The organism is Frankia sp. CgMI4, from assembly GCF_001756285.1.
GTDB classification, from domain to species: domain Bacteria; phylum Actinomycetota; class Actinomycetes; order Frankiales; family Frankiaceae; genus Frankia; species Frankia casuarinae.
Genome location: NZ_MAQZ01000070.1, coordinates 70,998 through 86,653 on the forward strand (window position 1 = coordinate 70,998; position 15,656 = coordinate 86,653).

The following is a 15,656-nucleotide window of genomic DNA, read 5'->3' on the forward strand; positions in this document are numbered from 1 at the left end:
TCTTCGGGGTCGAGCCTTCGGGGCCGGAGCTCGCGAGAGGCCGCCTGTGGTGGTGGGTCGGCTGCCGCTGGGGGGTGGCCGGCCCACCTCCTGCTGTTTTCGGCGGTTCACCAGAATGTCATTCGTTTCTGAGTGTCGCTAACGAGTACCGTCGTGAGATGGAGACCGAGACGGCACGTGAGGCCGAACTCGCGTCCGCGCTGCGCCTGTCGGTGATGCGGCTTTCCCGGCGCATGCGCCAGGAGCGGTCGAGCCGGCTCACCCCCACGCAGACCTCCGCGCTTGCCACGCTGGAGCGGCACGGCCCCATGACGCTCGGGGAGATCGCCGCCCACGAGCGCGTCCAGCCGCCGTCGATGACCCGGGTGATCGCGCATCTGGCCGTCACCGGGCTCGTCGAGCGCCGGCCRCATCCCACCGACGGCCGTCAGGTGATCGCCGAGGTGACCGAGGCGGGTCGAGCCCTGCTCGAGGACGACCGTCGGCGCCGGGACGAATGGCTGACCGATCGGCTGGCCGAGCTCTCACTCGAGGAGATCGCCGCGCTGAACCGCGCCGCACCGATCCTGGACGCGCTTGCCGGCTCGTAGGCTGCCCGCCGATCCGAGCATCGTTCCGACCGCCGTTCAGAGCTCCACCCAACCGCCCTGCTGATGGGAGGTCTGCGCGGCGGCCATCAGGTGGTTCGCGGTGAGCAGGTCGTGGAAGGTGGCGCCGCGGACCAGCCGGGCGTCGTCGAGTTCGGTGGCACGCACCACGTCGTAGGTGGCCTCCATCAGCCCCGGCCGGGAGGTCGGCACGGTCGGCATCATCAGATCCCGGATGCCGCTGCCGTCCTGGCGGCGGACCAGACGGCCCCGGACGACGATGCGTCCGGAGTCGCCGCATACCGTGAGGGTGGCTGTGCCGAGGTTCCCGCCCATCTGCTCGTTGATCAGGACCGTCGCGCCGCTCGCCGCCAGCAGGGCCAGCGTCACCGGTGCGTCCGGGGTGAGCGCCGGGGCGGGYATCGCGGCCGGATCGGCGCAGACCGCGAGGATCTCGCCGCACCAGCGCATCGCCAGATCGATGATCTCGACTCGCYCGGCGGGCCCGTTCGGCGCGCCCACCACGGTCATCTGGGTGAGCCGGCCCAGGGAGGGAACGGTCGCCGCGACGTGGGTGGCAGCCGGCCAGGCCCGCCCGTCGAGCGCGACCACGTGGGCGAGATCACCCTCCTCGGCGAGGTCGGCGACCGCGCGCAGGGCCTCGGCCTCGACGGTCGCCGGCCCGGCCAGGAGCACGTGCAGGCCGATCTCGGCCGCTTGCCGGGCGACGATGTCKGAGGCGGGCGGCGGCATCTCCACGCAGACCGCCTCGATGTCGTCCGAGAGCAAGGTGAGCAGATCGGCGTACGCCCGTCGGACACCCGCCTCGGCGGCCCAGGCCAGGGACTCCAGCGGCTCCGGGGCGAGGAGACCGACGACGTCGACCCCGGCATCGCGCAGCACCTCGGCGGTAGTGCTGTCCGAGCCGTCGGTGACCAGGGCCATCGCGAGGGGCAGGTCCGGYTGCCGCCGACGCACGACGCGCCGCAGCTCCCGCCAGGCCTGAGAAAGGGCGGGATCGCGCGGCGGCACCAGATCGGGGAGCGTCGTCACAGCATTGATAGTGCTCCCCGTCCGGTGGCGAGGGTCGCCGGTCAACCCGATTGTCGCCGAGAACCGATCGGAGGCCGAGCGCTCGCCATCCGAGCCCGGAGCAGGTCCGTGCCGCACTGTTCGTCTCGTCCCAGGGAGACTGTCGTCTCGTCCCAGGGAGAGGGAGCCTGTCGTTCCAGGGAGGTTGAGCTGGCAACCAGACTGTTCGTGGCGGCCGTCCCACCCCCCGAGGTCGCCGAGGCGCTGCTCGCGGCCGTGCGCAGGACGCGCGCCGCGGCGGCGGATCTGCGCTGGACCACGCCGGACCAGTGGCACGTCACGTTCGCCTTCCTCGGGCCGGTGCCGGACGACCGGCGCGCCGAGCTCGGCGTGAGACTGGCGCGGGTGGCACGCCGGCACGGCCCGTTCGCCGTCGAGACGGTCGGCGGCGGACGGTTCGGCGATCGGGTGCTGTGGACCGCGGTGCGGCAGCCACCGCCGGTGACCGCGGACGCATCCGTCGACGGCATTGCCGCGGCCGCCGCCGCGGCCGCCGGTGACGTGGCAGGCTCGCGAGCCAGCCCACGCCTGACGGCGCTGGCGGTCGGGGTCCGGCGGGCCGCCGAGCGTGCCGGGGCGGCCCGCCGGAACACCCGTCCGTTGCGCGCACATCTGACACTCGCCCGGGTGCCGAACGGACGCGGGCGAGCACTGGAACCGCTCGTCGAGCTGTTGCGTGCCGATGTCCCACCGCTGCCCTGGAGCGTCGAGCGGCTCATCCTGATGAGCAGCTCGGGCGGCGGCGAGTCCGGATCATCCCCCACCTACCGGGCGGAGACGGTCTGGGACCTCGTCGGCGGTCAACCGTCGGTCGAGGGATCCGCCGGRCGGTAGCGGTAGCCCACGCGGCGGATGGTCTCGATGCGGTCCCGGTGCTCCGGGCCGAGCTTGCGCCGCAGCCGCGTCACCAGGACATCCACCGTGCGGATGTCGGGAGCCGACTCGTCGTCGACCTGATGGCCCCAGACCGAGCAGAGCAGTGCCTCCCGGCTGTACGCCTGCCCGGGATGGCGGACGAAGAAGTCCAGTACCTCGAACTCCAGGTAGGTCAGCTGCAGGGTCCGGCCGTCAACGGTGGCGAGCCAGGCGGTGYGGTCGACCCACACCCCGCGCTGGGGCGGCGGCGCGATCTCCCACTGGCCGGTCCGGAGGCCGGCGTCGGGCGTGTGCGTGGGCGCCGTCGCGGGCAGGGACGGTCTCGGCAGGGACGGTCTCGGCCGGGACGGTCGTGGAAGGGACGCCGCCGGAACGGACGCCGCACGGGAGGGCGCGGTGTGGGGCGTCCGGTACGGGAGGACGGTCGTCTGCGGGGGCATTGCTGGCCTTTCGGTCAGGTTTCTCTCGGTCACCGAAGATCGGGTGGGCGGCGAGATGCCGTCGACGTGTCAGCGTTCTGGCCGGTGGGTCCGCCGGGTACGCGGCGCGGTGGCGCGAAGATGGTGGCGGTGTCTCTCACCGGCGGCGGCGGGGGAGGGCGGGGCCGATGTTGTTCGGGGGAGGTCGGCATGTGCAGCTACCAGCGATGACGCTGCCCGGTGGGGCTTTCCTGGCGATGCTTGCCGGTTCGCGCGAGACGAGGCAACGTCGGTTGACAGACGGTGGCGTGCCCTGGTGCGGCGTCCGGACCGACTGACGCTTCGTGAAGCGCCGTGCGGGAGGTAGGCGGCTGCCCGTCAGGCCGCCGGACAGGCGGCCGAGGCAACGCGGAGCAGATCAATGTGGCMCCGGGTGACCAGGATCAGCCGCTTCAACACAAGAGCAACGGAAGCACACTGCTCCGGTGGTCGCCAAGCATTGAAAAGTATGACTTATCTCACCTCTTGGTCTTTCGGTGGAATCCGTGGTGCATGACGCCGGCCGTGGAGGTCCCGGGATATCCATCTTCCCGATGGAGAAGCGTGAATATACTCACGGACTGTTCCAGGAACCGCGGCCGGGGACGTCAGGAACAGGAGATGCCGTGGCTCTGCCTGATTTCTTCGTGATCGGTGCTCCCGACGCGGGTACGGAGGTCCTGCACGAGGAACTCGGCCGCCATCGATCCGTCTTCATGTCCGAGATCCCGCAACCGGGGTACTTCCTGGCCGGGCGCATCCTGGAAAGCGGGCTCGACGTCACCACGGCAGGCCGGGCCGGCGTCGTCTGTTCCGTTTGGGACAAAGCCGGCGGGAGTGCCGGTCGTCCGGGCTGTGTGGCTCGCGCCGGGCCGGGCGAGCGATCACCTGTCCGTCGGCGATCCGACTACGAGGCGCTGTTCGACGCGGCTCCGGCGGGTGCGGTGCGCGGCGAGAGCACCCCGTACTATCTCGCCGACTTCACGGCGCTGCGGCATATTCACGAACTGCTTCCCTACGCGAAGCTCATCGTCGTTCTTCGTGATCCGGTGGAGCGGGCCTATGCGAACTGGGTCCGGATGCGGCTGGCCGGTCTTGAGGACCTCGACGATTTCGAACGTGCCGTGGCCGCCGAGGCCRCCCGGACGGCCGCGTGCTGGCCATGGCCGTGGCGCTACCTGGCCCTGGGCAGGTACGGCACGCAGCTGCAGCGGCTGTTCACGCTGTTCCCCCGCGAGCAGGTACTCCTGACGGCGCACCGCGATCTGATCGGGGATCCCGCCGCCGTCATTCGACGGGCCCACGGTTTCCTGGGGGTCAAGCTGGGGGTCAAGCTGGGGGTCGAGCGCCGAGGCCGTCCCGGGCCACCCGGGACGTCCGTGCCGACGCCCCCGTCCGTGCCGGCCTTCCCGGCCCCCCGGCTGGATCCGGCGATCGGGGCCCGGCTGCGGGACGGGTTCCGTTCCGATATCGCCCTGCTGAGCGACGTGACGAGACGCCGGTTCGACGAGTGGCTCGTCGAACCGGCGGACGACTCCTGACTATCATCCCGGCCGCGAGCAGCCCGGCCGCGAGCCGAGAGGGTAGCGTCGAGCGGGATGAGCGTCTCAGCAAGCAGCGATTCCACGGGTGGTGCGCACGCCCCCGAGGTACCGCCCGTCCCGGAGGGCGGCGAGCCCGCCGCGACAACCCGCCCGTCCGCGCCCGAACCGTTGCCCTACGACGGGGTCGCCTCCGTCGCGGTGGGAACCGTGCTGTGGGCCATCGCCGCGCTGGTCATGGCGTTCTTCCTCGACGAGCTGCGGGGCGACGGCCGGCTCTGGTGGTTCGCGACGGCGATCTGCGGCTTCGTCCTCGGGCTCGCCGGCCTGTGGATCGTGATCCGCCGCCGCAACCGGCTGCGGGCGCGGGGAAACCCTGACCACGCGGATCGATAGTCCGGCGACCGGAACCCAGCGGCGCGGCTCAGGTCTCGTCGAGGTCGTCCTCCGCGGCTCGGAAGGCGGCACCGTCGGGGTCGCGCAGCRCCGCGGCCAGCGCATGCCGCCGGTCCCACTGCCCGCCGCGCCAGGCCAGGGCCCGCGCGAGCGCGTCCGAGCCGGCCTCGGCATCCACGTGGATCTCGCCGCCGATCCCGCCGAGTACCCGCCAGGGCACCCGGGTTGGCCTGCCGGCGAGATCCTCGACCAGCAGCGGGTCGTGAACCCGGTACGGTGTGCCGTCCGGTGCCTGCCGGGCCTCGCCGGGGCCCGCCGAGGCGATCTCGCAGGTGCCCGCCTCGGCGGTGAGGCGCACGCCGAGGACGTGGGCCACCTCGGCCGCCCGGTCCAGCGGGAGACGCAGCCCGAAGCGGTCCGCGCCGAGCAGCCCCAGCATGTCCGGTGCGTCCACCACGACGACGTCGGCGCAGGCCCGGACGCCGTCCGGGGTGCGGACGGTCAGCGGCGGGTCGAACCGCCCGTCGTGGGCGGAACCGTCCGGCGCCGTCAGGACCCGGGCCACCGCGTCGACCGCGGCGATGTACAGCGTGCGAGCCGCGGGCCACGGCACGTCCCGGTCAACGTCGCCCAGCCGGTCGAGCAGGTCCATCACCGCGCCCAGGTCGCCGAGGACGTCCTCCAGCGTCAGCCGGCAGCCGAGGTGGCGCAGGAACTCGTCGTCGACCCCCGGGAGCGGTGCCGCCGGCGCGAACAGCCCGGTGAGCAGGGGGTCCGCGTCGGGTAGGACGAGCTCGCCCGGAGGCAGAACCCTGCTGTCCCGGTGCGCCGGGTGTTCCGCGGAGCGCTCCGCCGGGTGTTCCGCGGAGCGGGGCACCCGGCCGTCGCCACCGACGGGCAGCACCGCGTGCCGCGCCAGCCACCAGCGCGTATAGGACGGCTCGGGGGCGAACACGATGTCCCGCAACGGTGGTCGGGCGAGCTCGGCGAGCGCCTCGGGCCAGGCGGTCCGGTCGACGAGTTCGAGGTCGCGTACCGCCGCGAACACCCCGATCATGGCGGGTGCCGGTGGCCCGCCGGGAGGCGGCCGACGCAGGTTCGCCGAGCCGCCCGGCGCGCCGTGGTCGTCCGCCGCGACGTCGTCAACCCAGATGTCGCYGTCGTCGAGGTCAAGCAGGATCTGCTCGTCGGGATCCAACGGCAGGTCGTGGGCGTGCAACACCCCGAAGGTGCGCAGCACACCGACCTTCGCCAGTACCTCGGCGGGCCAGGCCCGCGCGACCTCGGCGCTCAGGGTGCCGAAGGGCGCGTCCTCGGCGAGCACCCGATCCAGGGGGCCTCCCTGGATCAGCAGCTCGCCGGCCGGGGTGAAGTCACCGTCGCCGTCCGGCAGCAGCAGCTCGTCGAGCCAGCTCAGGTCGGCCGCGGACTCCTCGCCCGCGTCCCGGACCAGCGCCAGCACCGCGTTCGCCAGGGCGGTGAGATCATCGGGATCGTCCTCCGGATCGGCGTCCAGGACCGCCTCGCGTACCGCCGCATCCCTTAGGACACCCGCTGGAGTGCCCTCAAGCGCGCCGAGGGTGCGCAGGGCATCCCGCGCCGCGTCCTGGGCGCAGGCGTCGGGATGCACGACCCGCAGCGGCAGCCCCGATCGGGCCAGCGCGACGATGTCGAGGTCGGYGGTGGGCAGCAGGGTCCCACGCGGACCGGTGACCATCCGCGTCCGCAAGGCGCTGGACCCGGCTGCCCCGCGCGGCTCGGTGTCCTCCCAGGGCGCGGGAACCTCCGTGACCGGTACCGGAAGCGCGCCGAGCGCATCCCGGTCCGGCGCCCCGACCAGGAGCGGATAGAGACGTCCCCACCAGTGTGGCGGGCGGGGCACCCCGGAGAGCAGCTCGACTAGGGCGGCGCTGTCCACCCGTCGAACGCCCAGGGCGGAGAGTGCGGTACGCCACCGGCGGGCCGCATAGGCCGCCGGGAGCAGGCCGGGAACCTGCCCATCGACCTTCGCCGCGACGGTGTCGTCGCTATCCGGACCCGCCCCGTCCGTGCCGGCGATCTCGGCCGGGTCGGCCTCGGTCCAGGCCTCGGCCGGGTCGGCTCCGCAGGAGCGCAGCAGCTCGGTGACCGCATCGGTCGCGGGGCCGAGATCGCAGACGGAACAGTCCCGGCCACGCAGACCGGCGGGCAGCATCGCCGCGTCCGGGAGAAGTCGGGTCAGCACGTCCCGTAGCCTGCCGTCGACTTCGCCCACCGGCAGCCCCGTCGGCACGAGGGCCAGCGCGGCCAGCGGGTCGCCGGGTGTCTCGTCTGGGTTCCTGCCGGCGTCTGGGTTCCTGCCGGCGTCTGGGTTCCTGCCGGCGCCCAGGTATTCGGCCAGCGCCACGGTGGCCGCGCTCAGCTGATCGGTGAGCCAGTCTCGTAACGGACCCGATACCGTGTGTCGACGCGAGGGATCCAGTGGCAGCTCGACGCTCGCCAGGATCGGCAGCGAGATCGGTTCGTCCGTCGGCTGAGGTGCCCGCACGACCCGGGCGACGCCCTCGGGCCATCCGCCGTCGCGGACCATGACCCGGGCGGTGAAGCGGTTCCGGCCGCGCTCCTCTACCGGGCGGTCGGCCAGCAGGTTGGCCGGGATCACGCCGCTACGGGCGATGCCGCGCCAGCGCTCGCCGTCGAGATCGGCGATCTCCACGCGGGTCGCCGTCACGCCCGGCGCGGGCTGGGATGAGCCGCCCCCGCGGATCCATCGACAGGTGATCGTCCGAACGGCTCCGTCGACGTCAACCACGATCTCGCTGGGACCGCCGAGGACGAGCGGCAGGGTCGGATCGAGCCCGGCCAGCAGATCCCGGGCCGCCGTGGCCGCCGCGACGTCCCGCAGCGGGAGGCGGATCACGGTGTCGTACCCGTCCGGCGGTGCGGGCGGCGCGGGAAGATCGAATGGCAGCCGGAGGATGGGTACCGCCCCGTCGCGCCGGGCCAGTTCTTCGGTCAGGCCCGGCGCCGGCGTCGTGGTGCCGGCGCAGCCCACCCCCGCGGCCGTCACGGCCTTGATCACCCTGCTCTTCGACCAGGTGACTCCGGACGCCCCCCCGCCCGGGCGGGACCGGGAGACGATCGAGGGATCGTCGCTCACCGCGAGCACTGCGGCGAACCCGGCGCCGAACCGCCCTACCGACGTGGTGTCCCGTTTCGCCGAGGCACGCAGGGTCGACAGCGCCTCCACCCCCGCCGGGCTCAGCGGTGCCCCCGTGTTGGCGATCTCCAGCAGGCCCCCGGGACCGGCGCCGGTCTTCGAAGCATCCGGAGCATCCGACTCCGAAGCGGAGGTGCGCAGCCGCAGGTACACCCGGGCCGGGACGCCGGCCTCACGCGCGGCGTCGACCGCGTTCTGCACAAGTTCGACGACGAGGCGGTCGCGATAGGCGCCGAGAGCCGCGTCCTCCTCGGCATTGGCGTCTTCCCGGAAGCGGGCCGGGGAGGCGGCCCAGGCGTCAAGAACCCGCTGCCGGATCGCGGCGGTTGCGTACTCGTCGGCGGGAGCGCGCGGGATCGTCACTGGCACCCGTCYATACTCGTCTTCCTGCCCGGCAGGGCGGGGGATCGGGTCCGGCACACCGGCGCGCGCGGACAGCCGGATATGACCGCGTACCGGTTTGTACCGGTTTGTACTAGATGTTATCGGGTGGTGCCTGGTGGTATCTGGCAGGTAGGCTATCCGGCCGGGACGCGGCGCCGGGCAGGATGGAGGGGTGCCACCCCGCGGACGCCGCCAGGATCCCAGGGCGACCGGTACCGAGCTGGCCGCGACGTTGGCGGACCAGTGGCAGCGGATCGTCGATGCGGTGAGTGTCCTGCCCAACGGGGCCCTCGGGGTGCCGAGTCCGCTGCCCGGCTGGACGGTCGGCGACCTCGTCCTGCACGTCTCCCGCTCCGCGTCCGCGCTCACCGAGGCCCTGGCCCCCGCGGTCCCGGCGTCCCGGCGCACGACGGATCTCGTCACGGCGAGGGATCTCGTCACCGCGAGCGGCTACCTGACGGGCGCCGGAACCCGGACGGAGGCCGTCGCGGACACCGCCCGCTCGCTGGCGGCGAACCGTGGGCCGGCCGAGATCAGAGGCCGGCTGGCCGGCGAGGTGTCGGCCGCGGTGGCCGCCATGGCCGCGGTGACTCAGGAAGCGGTGGTCCCGACGCCGGGCGGCCCAATGCGACTGGCGGAGTTCCTGCGCACCCGAGCGGTCGAGGCGGTGGTGCACGGCCTCGATCTAGGCGTCACGCCGGTCCGGGATGCGCTCAGGGCGGCGACGAAGGTGTTCGCGGAGATGTTCGCCGAGCGGGCACCCGGACGCTCGGTGGAACTGCGGGTGCCGCCGTTCACAGCCGTGCAGATCGTCGAGGGTCCACGCCATACCCGGGGCACACCGCCGAATGTCGTCGAGGCCGAACCCGTCGCCTTCGTCCTGCTGTGCGCGGGCCGCCTGCCGTGGGCCGAGGCGGTGGCCGACGGCCGGGTCGCGGCCAGCGGCGAGCGCGCCGACCTCAGTTCCTACCTGCCCCTCCTGTAGATGCGGGTTGGCTGGTCCGGATGATCTACCAGGGACGATCTGGTCCGTCCGGGCATGCGCGCACAACGGCCGATGCGCGTCCTCACTGCTAGCGTGGTGGAAGGTAGCTGCCGGGGTGAGGCGGTGGTCGGAGTGGTCGGCGCGTCTCGGCACGTCTCGGCACGTCAGCGGACGAGCCCGGCACCTCTGTGGTCCCGCATGGTCCCGCGCGAGATCGTCCGCATTCTTCGGTGTCCCTGACCTGTCGAGGAGTCCTGGTGCCAGACGTCGCACCCCGCTTCGGCGCCACCCCCGGATGGGAATCAGACCTCTCCGACGAGCCGGGGCCGCRTGACGCCTGCGGTGTGTTCGGGGTGTGGGCGCCCGGTGAGGACGTGGCGAACCTGGYCTACTACGGTCTGTACGCGCTGCAGCACCGCGGGCAGGAGGCTGCCGGCATCGCGGTCGGGGACGGTCGGACCGTGGTGGTCTTCAAGGAACTGGGGCTTGTCGCTCAGGTCTTCGACGAGGTCACCCTGTCCAGCCTGAGCGGCCATGTGGCGGTCGGTCACACCCGGTACTCGACGACGGGCTCCTCCACCTGGGAGAACGCCCAGCCGTCGTACCGCACCGCCCGCTTCGGCGGCCCCATCGCGCTCGGGCACAACGGCAACCTCACCAACATCGTCGAGCTCGCGCGGACGCTCGGCGCGGAGCGGGACCGCCTGCGGGCGACCACCGACTCGGACCTCATCACCGCCATGCTCGCCGACCATCCCGGCCCGACCCTCGTCGACGCGGCGATGGACGTGCTGCCCCGCCTGACCGGGGCCTTCTCGCTGGTCTTCTCGGACGCCTCGACGCTGTATGCCGCCCGGGACGCGCACGGGATCCACCCGCTCGTGCTCGGCCGGCTCGACGGCCATCCCGACGGCGCGTGGATCATCGCCAGCGAGACGGCCGCCCTCGACATCGTCGGCGCCACCCTCGTACGGGAGATCGTTCCYGGCGAGCTGGTCGTCATCGACGCCGAGGGGGTGCGYTCGCGCACGTTCGCCCGGCCCGATCCRCACGGCTGCCTGTTCGAGTACGTYTATCTCGCCCGCCCGGACACGTCGATCGCCGGACGTTCCGTGCACGCCACCCGGGTCGATGTTGGCCGGCAGCTGGCCCGCGAGGCGCCGGTGGAGGCCGACCTGGTCATCCCCGTGCCRCAGTCCGGGGTACCCGCCGCGGTCGGCTACGCGGAGGAGTCGGGTATCCCGTTCGGTGAGGGCCTGGTCAAGAACTCCTACGTCGGGCGCACCTTCATCCAGCCCTCGCAGACGATTCGGCAGCGCGGGATCCGGCTCAAGCTGAACCCCCTGCGGGATGTGATCGAGGGGCGTCGCCTCGTCGTGGTGGACGACTCGATCGTCCGCGGCAACACGCAGCGCGCGCTGGTGCGCATGCTGYGGGAGGCCGGCGCCGCCGAGGTCCACATCCGGATCTCCTCGCCGCCGGTACGGTGGCCCTGCTTCTACGGCATCGACTTCGCGACCCGCGCCGAGCTGATCGCCAGTGAGGCGGGCATCGAGGAGATCAGAGCCTCTCTCGGGGCCGACTCGCTGGCCTACGTCTCGTTGGAGGGCCTCGTCGAGGCCTCCCGCCAACCGGCCGGCACGCTCTGCCGGGCCTGCTTCGACGGCGTGTACCCGGTTCCGCTGAACGATTCCGACAAGCTCGGCAAGCATCGGCTGGAGGCGACGGGCGGCGCGGAGACCACCGAGGACATGATCGCCGAGGCGTTGCGGCGCGGCGTGACGCTGGGCATGAACGGTGCCGATCCCTCCCCGGACAACCACGACGCCGAGCCTGAGCCCGAGCCCGATCTTGAGTCCGAGCCCGAGCCGGCCGGGGTGAGGCCCGCATGAGCGGTGGATTGAACTCGTACCGGGCGGCCGGGGTCAACGTGGCCGCGGGCGAGCGTGCCGTCGAGCTGATGCGCGGTCACGTCGCGCGCGCGATCCGGCCCGAGGTCGTCGGTTCGCTCGGCGGATTCGCCGGCCTGTTCGCGCTGGATACGGCGCGGTACCGTCGGCCGCTGCTCGCCTCGTCGACCGACGGTGTGGGCACCAAGATTGCCGTTGCCCGGGCCCTGGACACGCACGACACCGTGGGCATTGATCTGGTCGCCATGGTTGTCGACGACCTCGTGGTGTGCGGCGCGGAGCCGCTGTTCCTGCTCGACTACATCGCGTGCGGCTCCCTGGTCCCCGCGCGCGTGGCCGAGATCGTCTCCGGCATCGCAACCGGCTGCGAGCAGGCGGGGGCGGCGCTGGTCGGCGGGGAGACCGCCGAGCACCCCGGGCTCATGGGTAGCGACGACTACGACCTGGCCGCGACGGGGGTCGGGGTCGTGGAGGCCGACGACGTGCTCGGGCCGGAGCGAGTCCGGCCCGGGGACGTGGTGGTCGCGATGGCATCATCCGGCATCCACTCCAACGGCTTCTCGCTCGTACGGCATATCTTGTTCGGTCCTGTCGATTCTGGCCAGCCCGGTGGGATTCCCGAGACCGCGCGGGAGGATCTGGAGGCATACGTCCCGTCCCTGGGGGGCACGCTGGGCACGTCCCTGCTGGTTCCGACCCGCATCTATGCTCGGGACTGCCTGGCGCTGGCCGCGGCTGTCGAGGTGCACACCTTCGCCCACATCACCGGCGGCGGTCTCGCGGCGAACCTCGCCCGGGTCATCCCGCCGGGCCTGCTGGCCACGGTGGACCGGGCGTCGTGGTCAGTGCCCCCGATCTTCGGTCTGCTCGCCGAGCGCGGCGAGGTGACCCAGGCGGACATGGAAGCCACCTTCAACCAGGGAGTCGGCATGGTGGYGGTCTTGCCGGCCACCGCGGTCGCCGACGCTCTCGCGCTGCTCGCCGCGCGGGACGTGCCGGCCTGGGTGGCAGGGGAGGTCGRCACGGCGGACGCTCCGGAGCCAGCCGGCGTGGCCAGGGCCCGGCTCGCCGGCCGGCATCCACGCTGAGGCGGCCCGTCCGGGACAGCACGTCCGGGACAGCACGTCCGGGACAGCACGTCCGGGACAGCACGTCCGGGACAGCACGTCCGGGACAGCACGTCCGGGCAGGGCAGCCCCTCCGGGCAGGTTGGGCAACCTGTCCGGGCAGCCTGGGCTGATCAGGAGTGAACTGGCGAAGAAGCATGCAGCGCGGCCAACATCACGGCAGCACGTTATGGCGGTGGGAGCCCGGGCCTGAGCCCGGACGACCACCGTCGGCGACGACCACCGCGGTGAGCCTGCCGCGGTGAGCGACTACCGAAGCGACGCTGTCAGCGGGAGGAACGTCGATCGTCCTCGTCGTCTGCGTAGGCGTCRTATCCGTAGTCGTCATCTACGTACGAGTCGTCGTTGTTGTTCTCGCGCGTCGAGCCCGCGCCCAGATCCGCCTTCAATCGGTCGAGATCCATAGTGGGCGAGTTGTACTTGAGCTCGCGGGCGACTTTCGTCTGCTTGGCCTTAGCTCGGCCGCGCCCCATGGCTCGACCCCCTCGAACATGACGACGGGGACCCGCCCCGGTGCTCTCACTGTCTCGTGCTTCCCGAGACTACAGGGACCGGAGGCTTCTCGGCACGCCAACCCGACAGTTGCCTGTCCCCGGACAAGGTGTCCGCGATCGGAAACGGTGTATGAACCCGCTTGTCCGGTGGGTTCGATCGKGGATATCCGCTCGTCCCCGCCGTCGGCGGCCCGTTTGACGGGGCCTGGATGTGATCACCGTCACCTGTTCCCATTGACGTTCAGGCCTCCGCCGGGCGGGTGATCGTGCCTCGCCTCACGGTGTGCCTCGCCTCACGGTGTGCCTCGCCTCACGGTGCGTCTCGCCCCATCCGCGGTCGGCGTCAGGGCAGCAGGATCCCCCGCAGGCGTCCCACGTCGGTCATGCGGCGTTCGGCGAGCCGCTCCGCGGCCTCGGTCGGGGTCACCTCCTCGGCCTCGGCGAGGCGGAACACCTCCGAGGTGGTGTCGAAGATCTGCGCGGCCCTGGCCCGGGCCCGCTCCGGCGAGTAGCCCTCGATCTCGTCCGCGACCTGGATCAGGCCGCCGGCGTTGACCACGAAGTCGGGGGCGTACAGGACTCCGGCGTCGGCGAGCTGCCGCCCGACCTCGGGCTGCGCGAGCTGGTTGTTGGCGCCGCCGCAGACGACGCCGGCTCGCAGCCGGCGGACGGTCTCCGCGCTCAGCGCTCCGCCCAGCGCGCAGGGGGCGTACACGTCGATGTCGAGGTCGAGCAGATCGTCCGGGTCCGGCACGGTCTCGGCCGCCGGGAACTCCACCCGCAGCCGGGCCAGGGCCACCGGGTCCACGTCGCCCGCGACCACCGAGGCGCCGCTGTCGAGGAGATGCCCGACGAGCCGCCGCCCGACCTTGCCGACTCCCGAGACCGCGACGCGGCGCCCCGCCAGGCTCGGCGTTCCCCACCGGTGCCGGGCGGCGGCGCGCATGCCCTCGAAGACCCCGTAGGCGGTCAGCACGCCGGAGTCGCCCGAACCGCCGTGCGCCGGTGACCGTCCGGTTACCCACCGGGTTTCCCGGGCGATGACGTCCATGTCCGCCACATAGGTACCGACGTCGCAAGCGGTGATGTATCGGCCGCCCAGTGATGCGACATGGCGGCCGAAGGCGCGCAGCAGTGGCTCCGACTTCGCGACGGCCGKATCACCGATGATGACGGCCTTGCCGCCGCCGAGGTCCAGCCCGGCGCAGGCGGCCTTGTAGGCCATCGCCCGGGACAGGGCGAGGGCGTCCGCCAACGCGACTTCCTCGTCGGCGTAGGGGTGGAAGCGGGTACCGCCCAGCRACGGCCCCAGCGCCGTCGAGTAGATGGCGATGATCGCGTGAAGACCCGAGGGACGGTCCGAGCACAACAGCACCTGCTCATGGTCACAAACGGCGCTGAACAGGGACGACATGGCGCACCTCTCTCCTCGGGGCCTTCTGGGGGCCTTCTGGGGGCCTCCGTGGGGCCCGTGGCCCCCACCGCCCTGATCCCGCGCGCGGGCCAACCACCCCGCGCCGCGCCCAGGGCCCGCAGATCGTGTCCTGGCGAACCCTACGGCGCCGGTAGGCCGGACGGCTTGTGTGTGGACGTGCCAGGATCGAGGCATGCCAGGATCCAGGGCATCCGCGTGGGTGTCGTCGGTCGGATCGCGCGCGGTAAGTGGGTCCTGAGGTGCCCGTCGTCTCCCCCGCGGCGTATCTGCGGGTGTACGAACCGCTCGCTGCCTTTCCCGCGGCCGAACGTGGCCGCTGGCAGCGTTACGCCGCCGCGGGGCCGCCTTCGCGCCGGGCCGGGACCCGCCGGGAGCGGGTCCTGGCGCTGGTCGCGACCGTCCATCCCACCCTTGACGTCGCCGACGAGTCGGCCTTCGTCCAGTGGATCGACGGTCTGATGTTCGTCTGTCCGTGGTCGACCCAGCTGCGGGTGTGGCAGGCGGCGCTCGAGTTCCGCGGCCTGATGCCCGACCGCGTCGCGGAGGCGTTCCTGCCACGGCGGATCATCGAGCCGGCCGAGGTCGAGCTGGACCGGTGGAAGGCCCGCCGCCCCGCGCTCAAGGTCCACGTGCAGACCTGTACCTGGATGGTGCCACCGCCGTGGTTCCTGCTCTTCGACCCGGCCGAACGGTCCCTGGTCACGGGGGACACTGCCGAGYGGTCCATGATCTACCGCACCACGATGAGCCTCGCCAGACGGCGGGCGGGCCGGGCGGTGGAGGMGGTGGAGGCGCTGCGGGCGAGCTCTCCGGACGCCCCAGGAGTCGAGGGCGTCGGCGAGCTGGCCCGTTGGCTGGGGTCCTTCCATCCGCAGAGCAGGGTCGAACTGGACTACGACGGGCTAGTTGACCTGCTGGACGATGACATGCTTCGGCGCGACAACTCTGTAGAGGACATCGTCGAGGCTGTCAGTGCGTTACGCCGTGGGCGAACAGACCTAGCGGTCGAAGCCTACGAACGAGTCCTGATGAGGTGGAGGYCCTTGCAGGCACGGGAATCCGCGAGCTGATCGGCGCATTCTGTTAACTGAGAGTTGCCGCCCGCGTCGGACGAGCTGTGACTAGTCAGTAGATGGTCCTGACGTGCCATGTCCGAAATGCCCCCGAAGGAT

14 protein-coding genes are annotated in these 15,656 nt (G+C 72.2%); 8 read left to right on the forward strand and 6 right to left on the reverse strand.

Annotated features, from left to right (window positions below):
- The first annotated feature begins 158 nt into the window (after positions 1 to 158).
- A complete protein-coding gene (locus tag Manayef4_RS11945; RefSeq protein ID WP_011434562.1) occupies positions 159 to 590 on the forward strand; it encodes a MarR family transcriptional regulator in 432 nt (143 codons plus the stop codon).
- A gap of 36 nt (positions 591 to 626) precedes the next feature.
- On the opposite strand, the gene Manayef4_RS11950 is transcribed toward Manayef4_RS11945, so the two are convergent.
- The gene (locus tag Manayef4_RS11950) at positions 627 to 1,640 is read right to left on the reverse strand and encodes a Gfo/Idh/MocA family oxidoreductase (RefSeq protein WP_070131642.1); all 1,014 of its coding nucleotides are present in this window, start codon (positions 1,638 to 1,640) and stop codon (positions 627 to 629) included.
- A gap of 207 nt (positions 1,641 to 1,847) precedes the next feature.
- On the opposite strand from Manayef4_RS11950, the gene Manayef4_RS11955 reads away from it, so the two are divergent.
- Positions 1,848 to 2,513 (forward strand): 2'-5' RNA ligase family protein, encoded by a 666-nt coding sequence (locus tag Manayef4_RS11955; protein WP_049760797.1) that lies wholly within the window; start codon positions 1,848 to 1,850, stop codon positions 2,511 to 2,513.
- Here the strand turns inward: Manayef4_RS11955 and Manayef4_RS11960 are convergent.
- Together Manayef4_RS11960 and Manayef4_RS26675 are read right to left on the reverse strand one after the other, a co-directional pair.
- Positions 2,480 to 2,995 carry a winged helix-turn-helix domain-containing protein gene (locus Manayef4_RS11960; protein ID WP_070131643.1) on the reverse strand — a complete coding sequence of 172 codons (516 nt, stop codon included), beginning with the start codon at positions 2,993 to 2,995 and terminating at the stop codon, positions 2,480 to 2,482. The two genes, Manayef4_RS11955 and Manayef4_RS11960, sit on opposite strands and share 34 nt — an antisense overlap.
- Before the next feature lie 357 nt (positions 2,996 to 3,352).
- The gene (locus tag Manayef4_RS26675) at positions 3,353 to 3,433 is read right to left on the reverse strand and encodes a putative leader peptide (protein WP_349257442.1); all 81 of its coding nucleotides are present in this window, start codon (positions 3,431 to 3,433) and stop codon (positions 3,353 to 3,355) included.
- A gap of 206 nt (positions 3,434 to 3,639) precedes the next feature.
- Between Manayef4_RS26675 and Manayef4_RS11965 the strand changes: the two genes are divergently transcribed.
- A complete protein-coding gene (locus tag Manayef4_RS11965; RefSeq protein WP_070131644.1) occupies positions 3,640 to 4,554 on the forward strand; it encodes a sulfotransferase in 915 nt (304 codons plus the stop codon).
- 57 nt (positions 4,555 to 4,611) lie between these two features.
- The gene (locus Manayef4_RS11970) at positions 4,612 to 4,950 is read left to right on the forward strand and encodes a DUF2530 domain-containing protein (protein WP_011434567.1); all 339 of its coding nucleotides are present in this window, start codon (positions 4,612 to 4,614) and stop codon (positions 4,948 to 4,950) included.
- A 28-nt stretch (positions 4,951 to 4,978) separates the two neighbouring features.
- Here the strand turns inward: Manayef4_RS11970 and Manayef4_RS11975 are convergent, their stop codons facing one another.
- Complete coding sequence (locus Manayef4_RS11975; RefSeq protein WP_070131668.1) at positions 4,979 to 8,518, reverse strand: molecular chaperone Hsp90; 3,540 nt, start codon at positions 8,516 to 8,518, stop codon at positions 4,979 to 4,981.
- A 187-nt stretch (positions 8,519 to 8,705) separates the two neighbouring features.
- On the opposite strand from Manayef4_RS11975, the gene Manayef4_RS11980 reads away from it, so the two are divergent.
- The 3 genes from Manayef4_RS11980 to purM all read left to right on the forward strand — a co-directional run bounded on the left by Manayef4_RS11980 (position 8,706) and on the right by purM (position 12,516).
- A complete protein-coding gene (locus Manayef4_RS11980) occupies positions 8,706 to 9,518 on the forward strand; it encodes a sterol carrier family protein (RefSeq protein ID WP_070131645.1) in 813 nt (270 codons plus the stop codon).
- A 257-nt stretch (positions 9,519 to 9,775) separates the two neighbouring features.
- Positions 9,776 to 11,410 (forward strand): amidophosphoribosyltransferase, encoded by a 1,635-nt coding sequence (gene purF / locus Manayef4_RS11985; protein WP_070131646.1) that lies wholly within the window; start codon positions 9,776 to 9,778, stop codon positions 11,408 to 11,410.
- The gene (gene purM, locus Manayef4_RS11990; RefSeq protein ID WP_070131647.1) at positions 11,407 to 12,516 is read left to right on the forward strand and encodes a phosphoribosylformylglycinamidine cyclo-ligase; all 1,110 of its coding nucleotides are present in this window, start codon (positions 11,407 to 11,409) and stop codon (positions 12,514 to 12,516) included. The genes purF and purM overlap by 4 nt, the downstream gene beginning before the upstream one ends.
- A 305-nt stretch (positions 12,517 to 12,821) precedes the next feature.
- On the opposite strand, the gene Manayef4_RS11995 is transcribed toward purM, so the two are convergent.
- Both Manayef4_RS11995 and Manayef4_RS12000 read right to left on the reverse strand, forming a co-directional pair.
- Entirely contained in the window at positions 12,822 to 13,028 is a 207-nt protein-coding gene (locus Manayef4_RS11995; protein ID WP_011434572.1) for a DUF3073 domain-containing protein, read from the reverse strand.
- A gap of 364 nt (positions 13,029 to 13,392) precedes the next feature.
- A complete protein-coding gene (locus tag Manayef4_RS12000) occupies positions 13,393 to 14,463 on the reverse strand; it encodes a Glu/Leu/Phe/Val dehydrogenase dimerization domain-containing protein (protein WP_070131648.1) in 1,071 nt (356 codons plus the stop codon).
- A 260-nt stretch (positions 14,464 to 14,723) separates the two neighbouring features.
- On the opposite strand from Manayef4_RS12000, the gene Manayef4_RS12005 reads away from it, so the two are divergent.
- On the forward strand, positions 14,724 to 15,554 hold the full coding sequence (locus tag Manayef4_RS12005; protein WP_070131649.1) for a hypothetical protein: 831 nt from the start codon (positions 14,724 to 14,726) through the stop codon (positions 15,552 to 15,554).
- Positions 15,555 to 15,656 lie beyond the last annotated feature (102 nt).

Excerpts from the sequence above, each read along its gene's own strand:
- Manayef4_RS11970 (WP_011434567.1), top strand. The coding sequence starts at position 4,612 with ATGAGCGTCTCAGCAAGCAGCGATTCCACGGGTGGTGCGCACGCCCCC.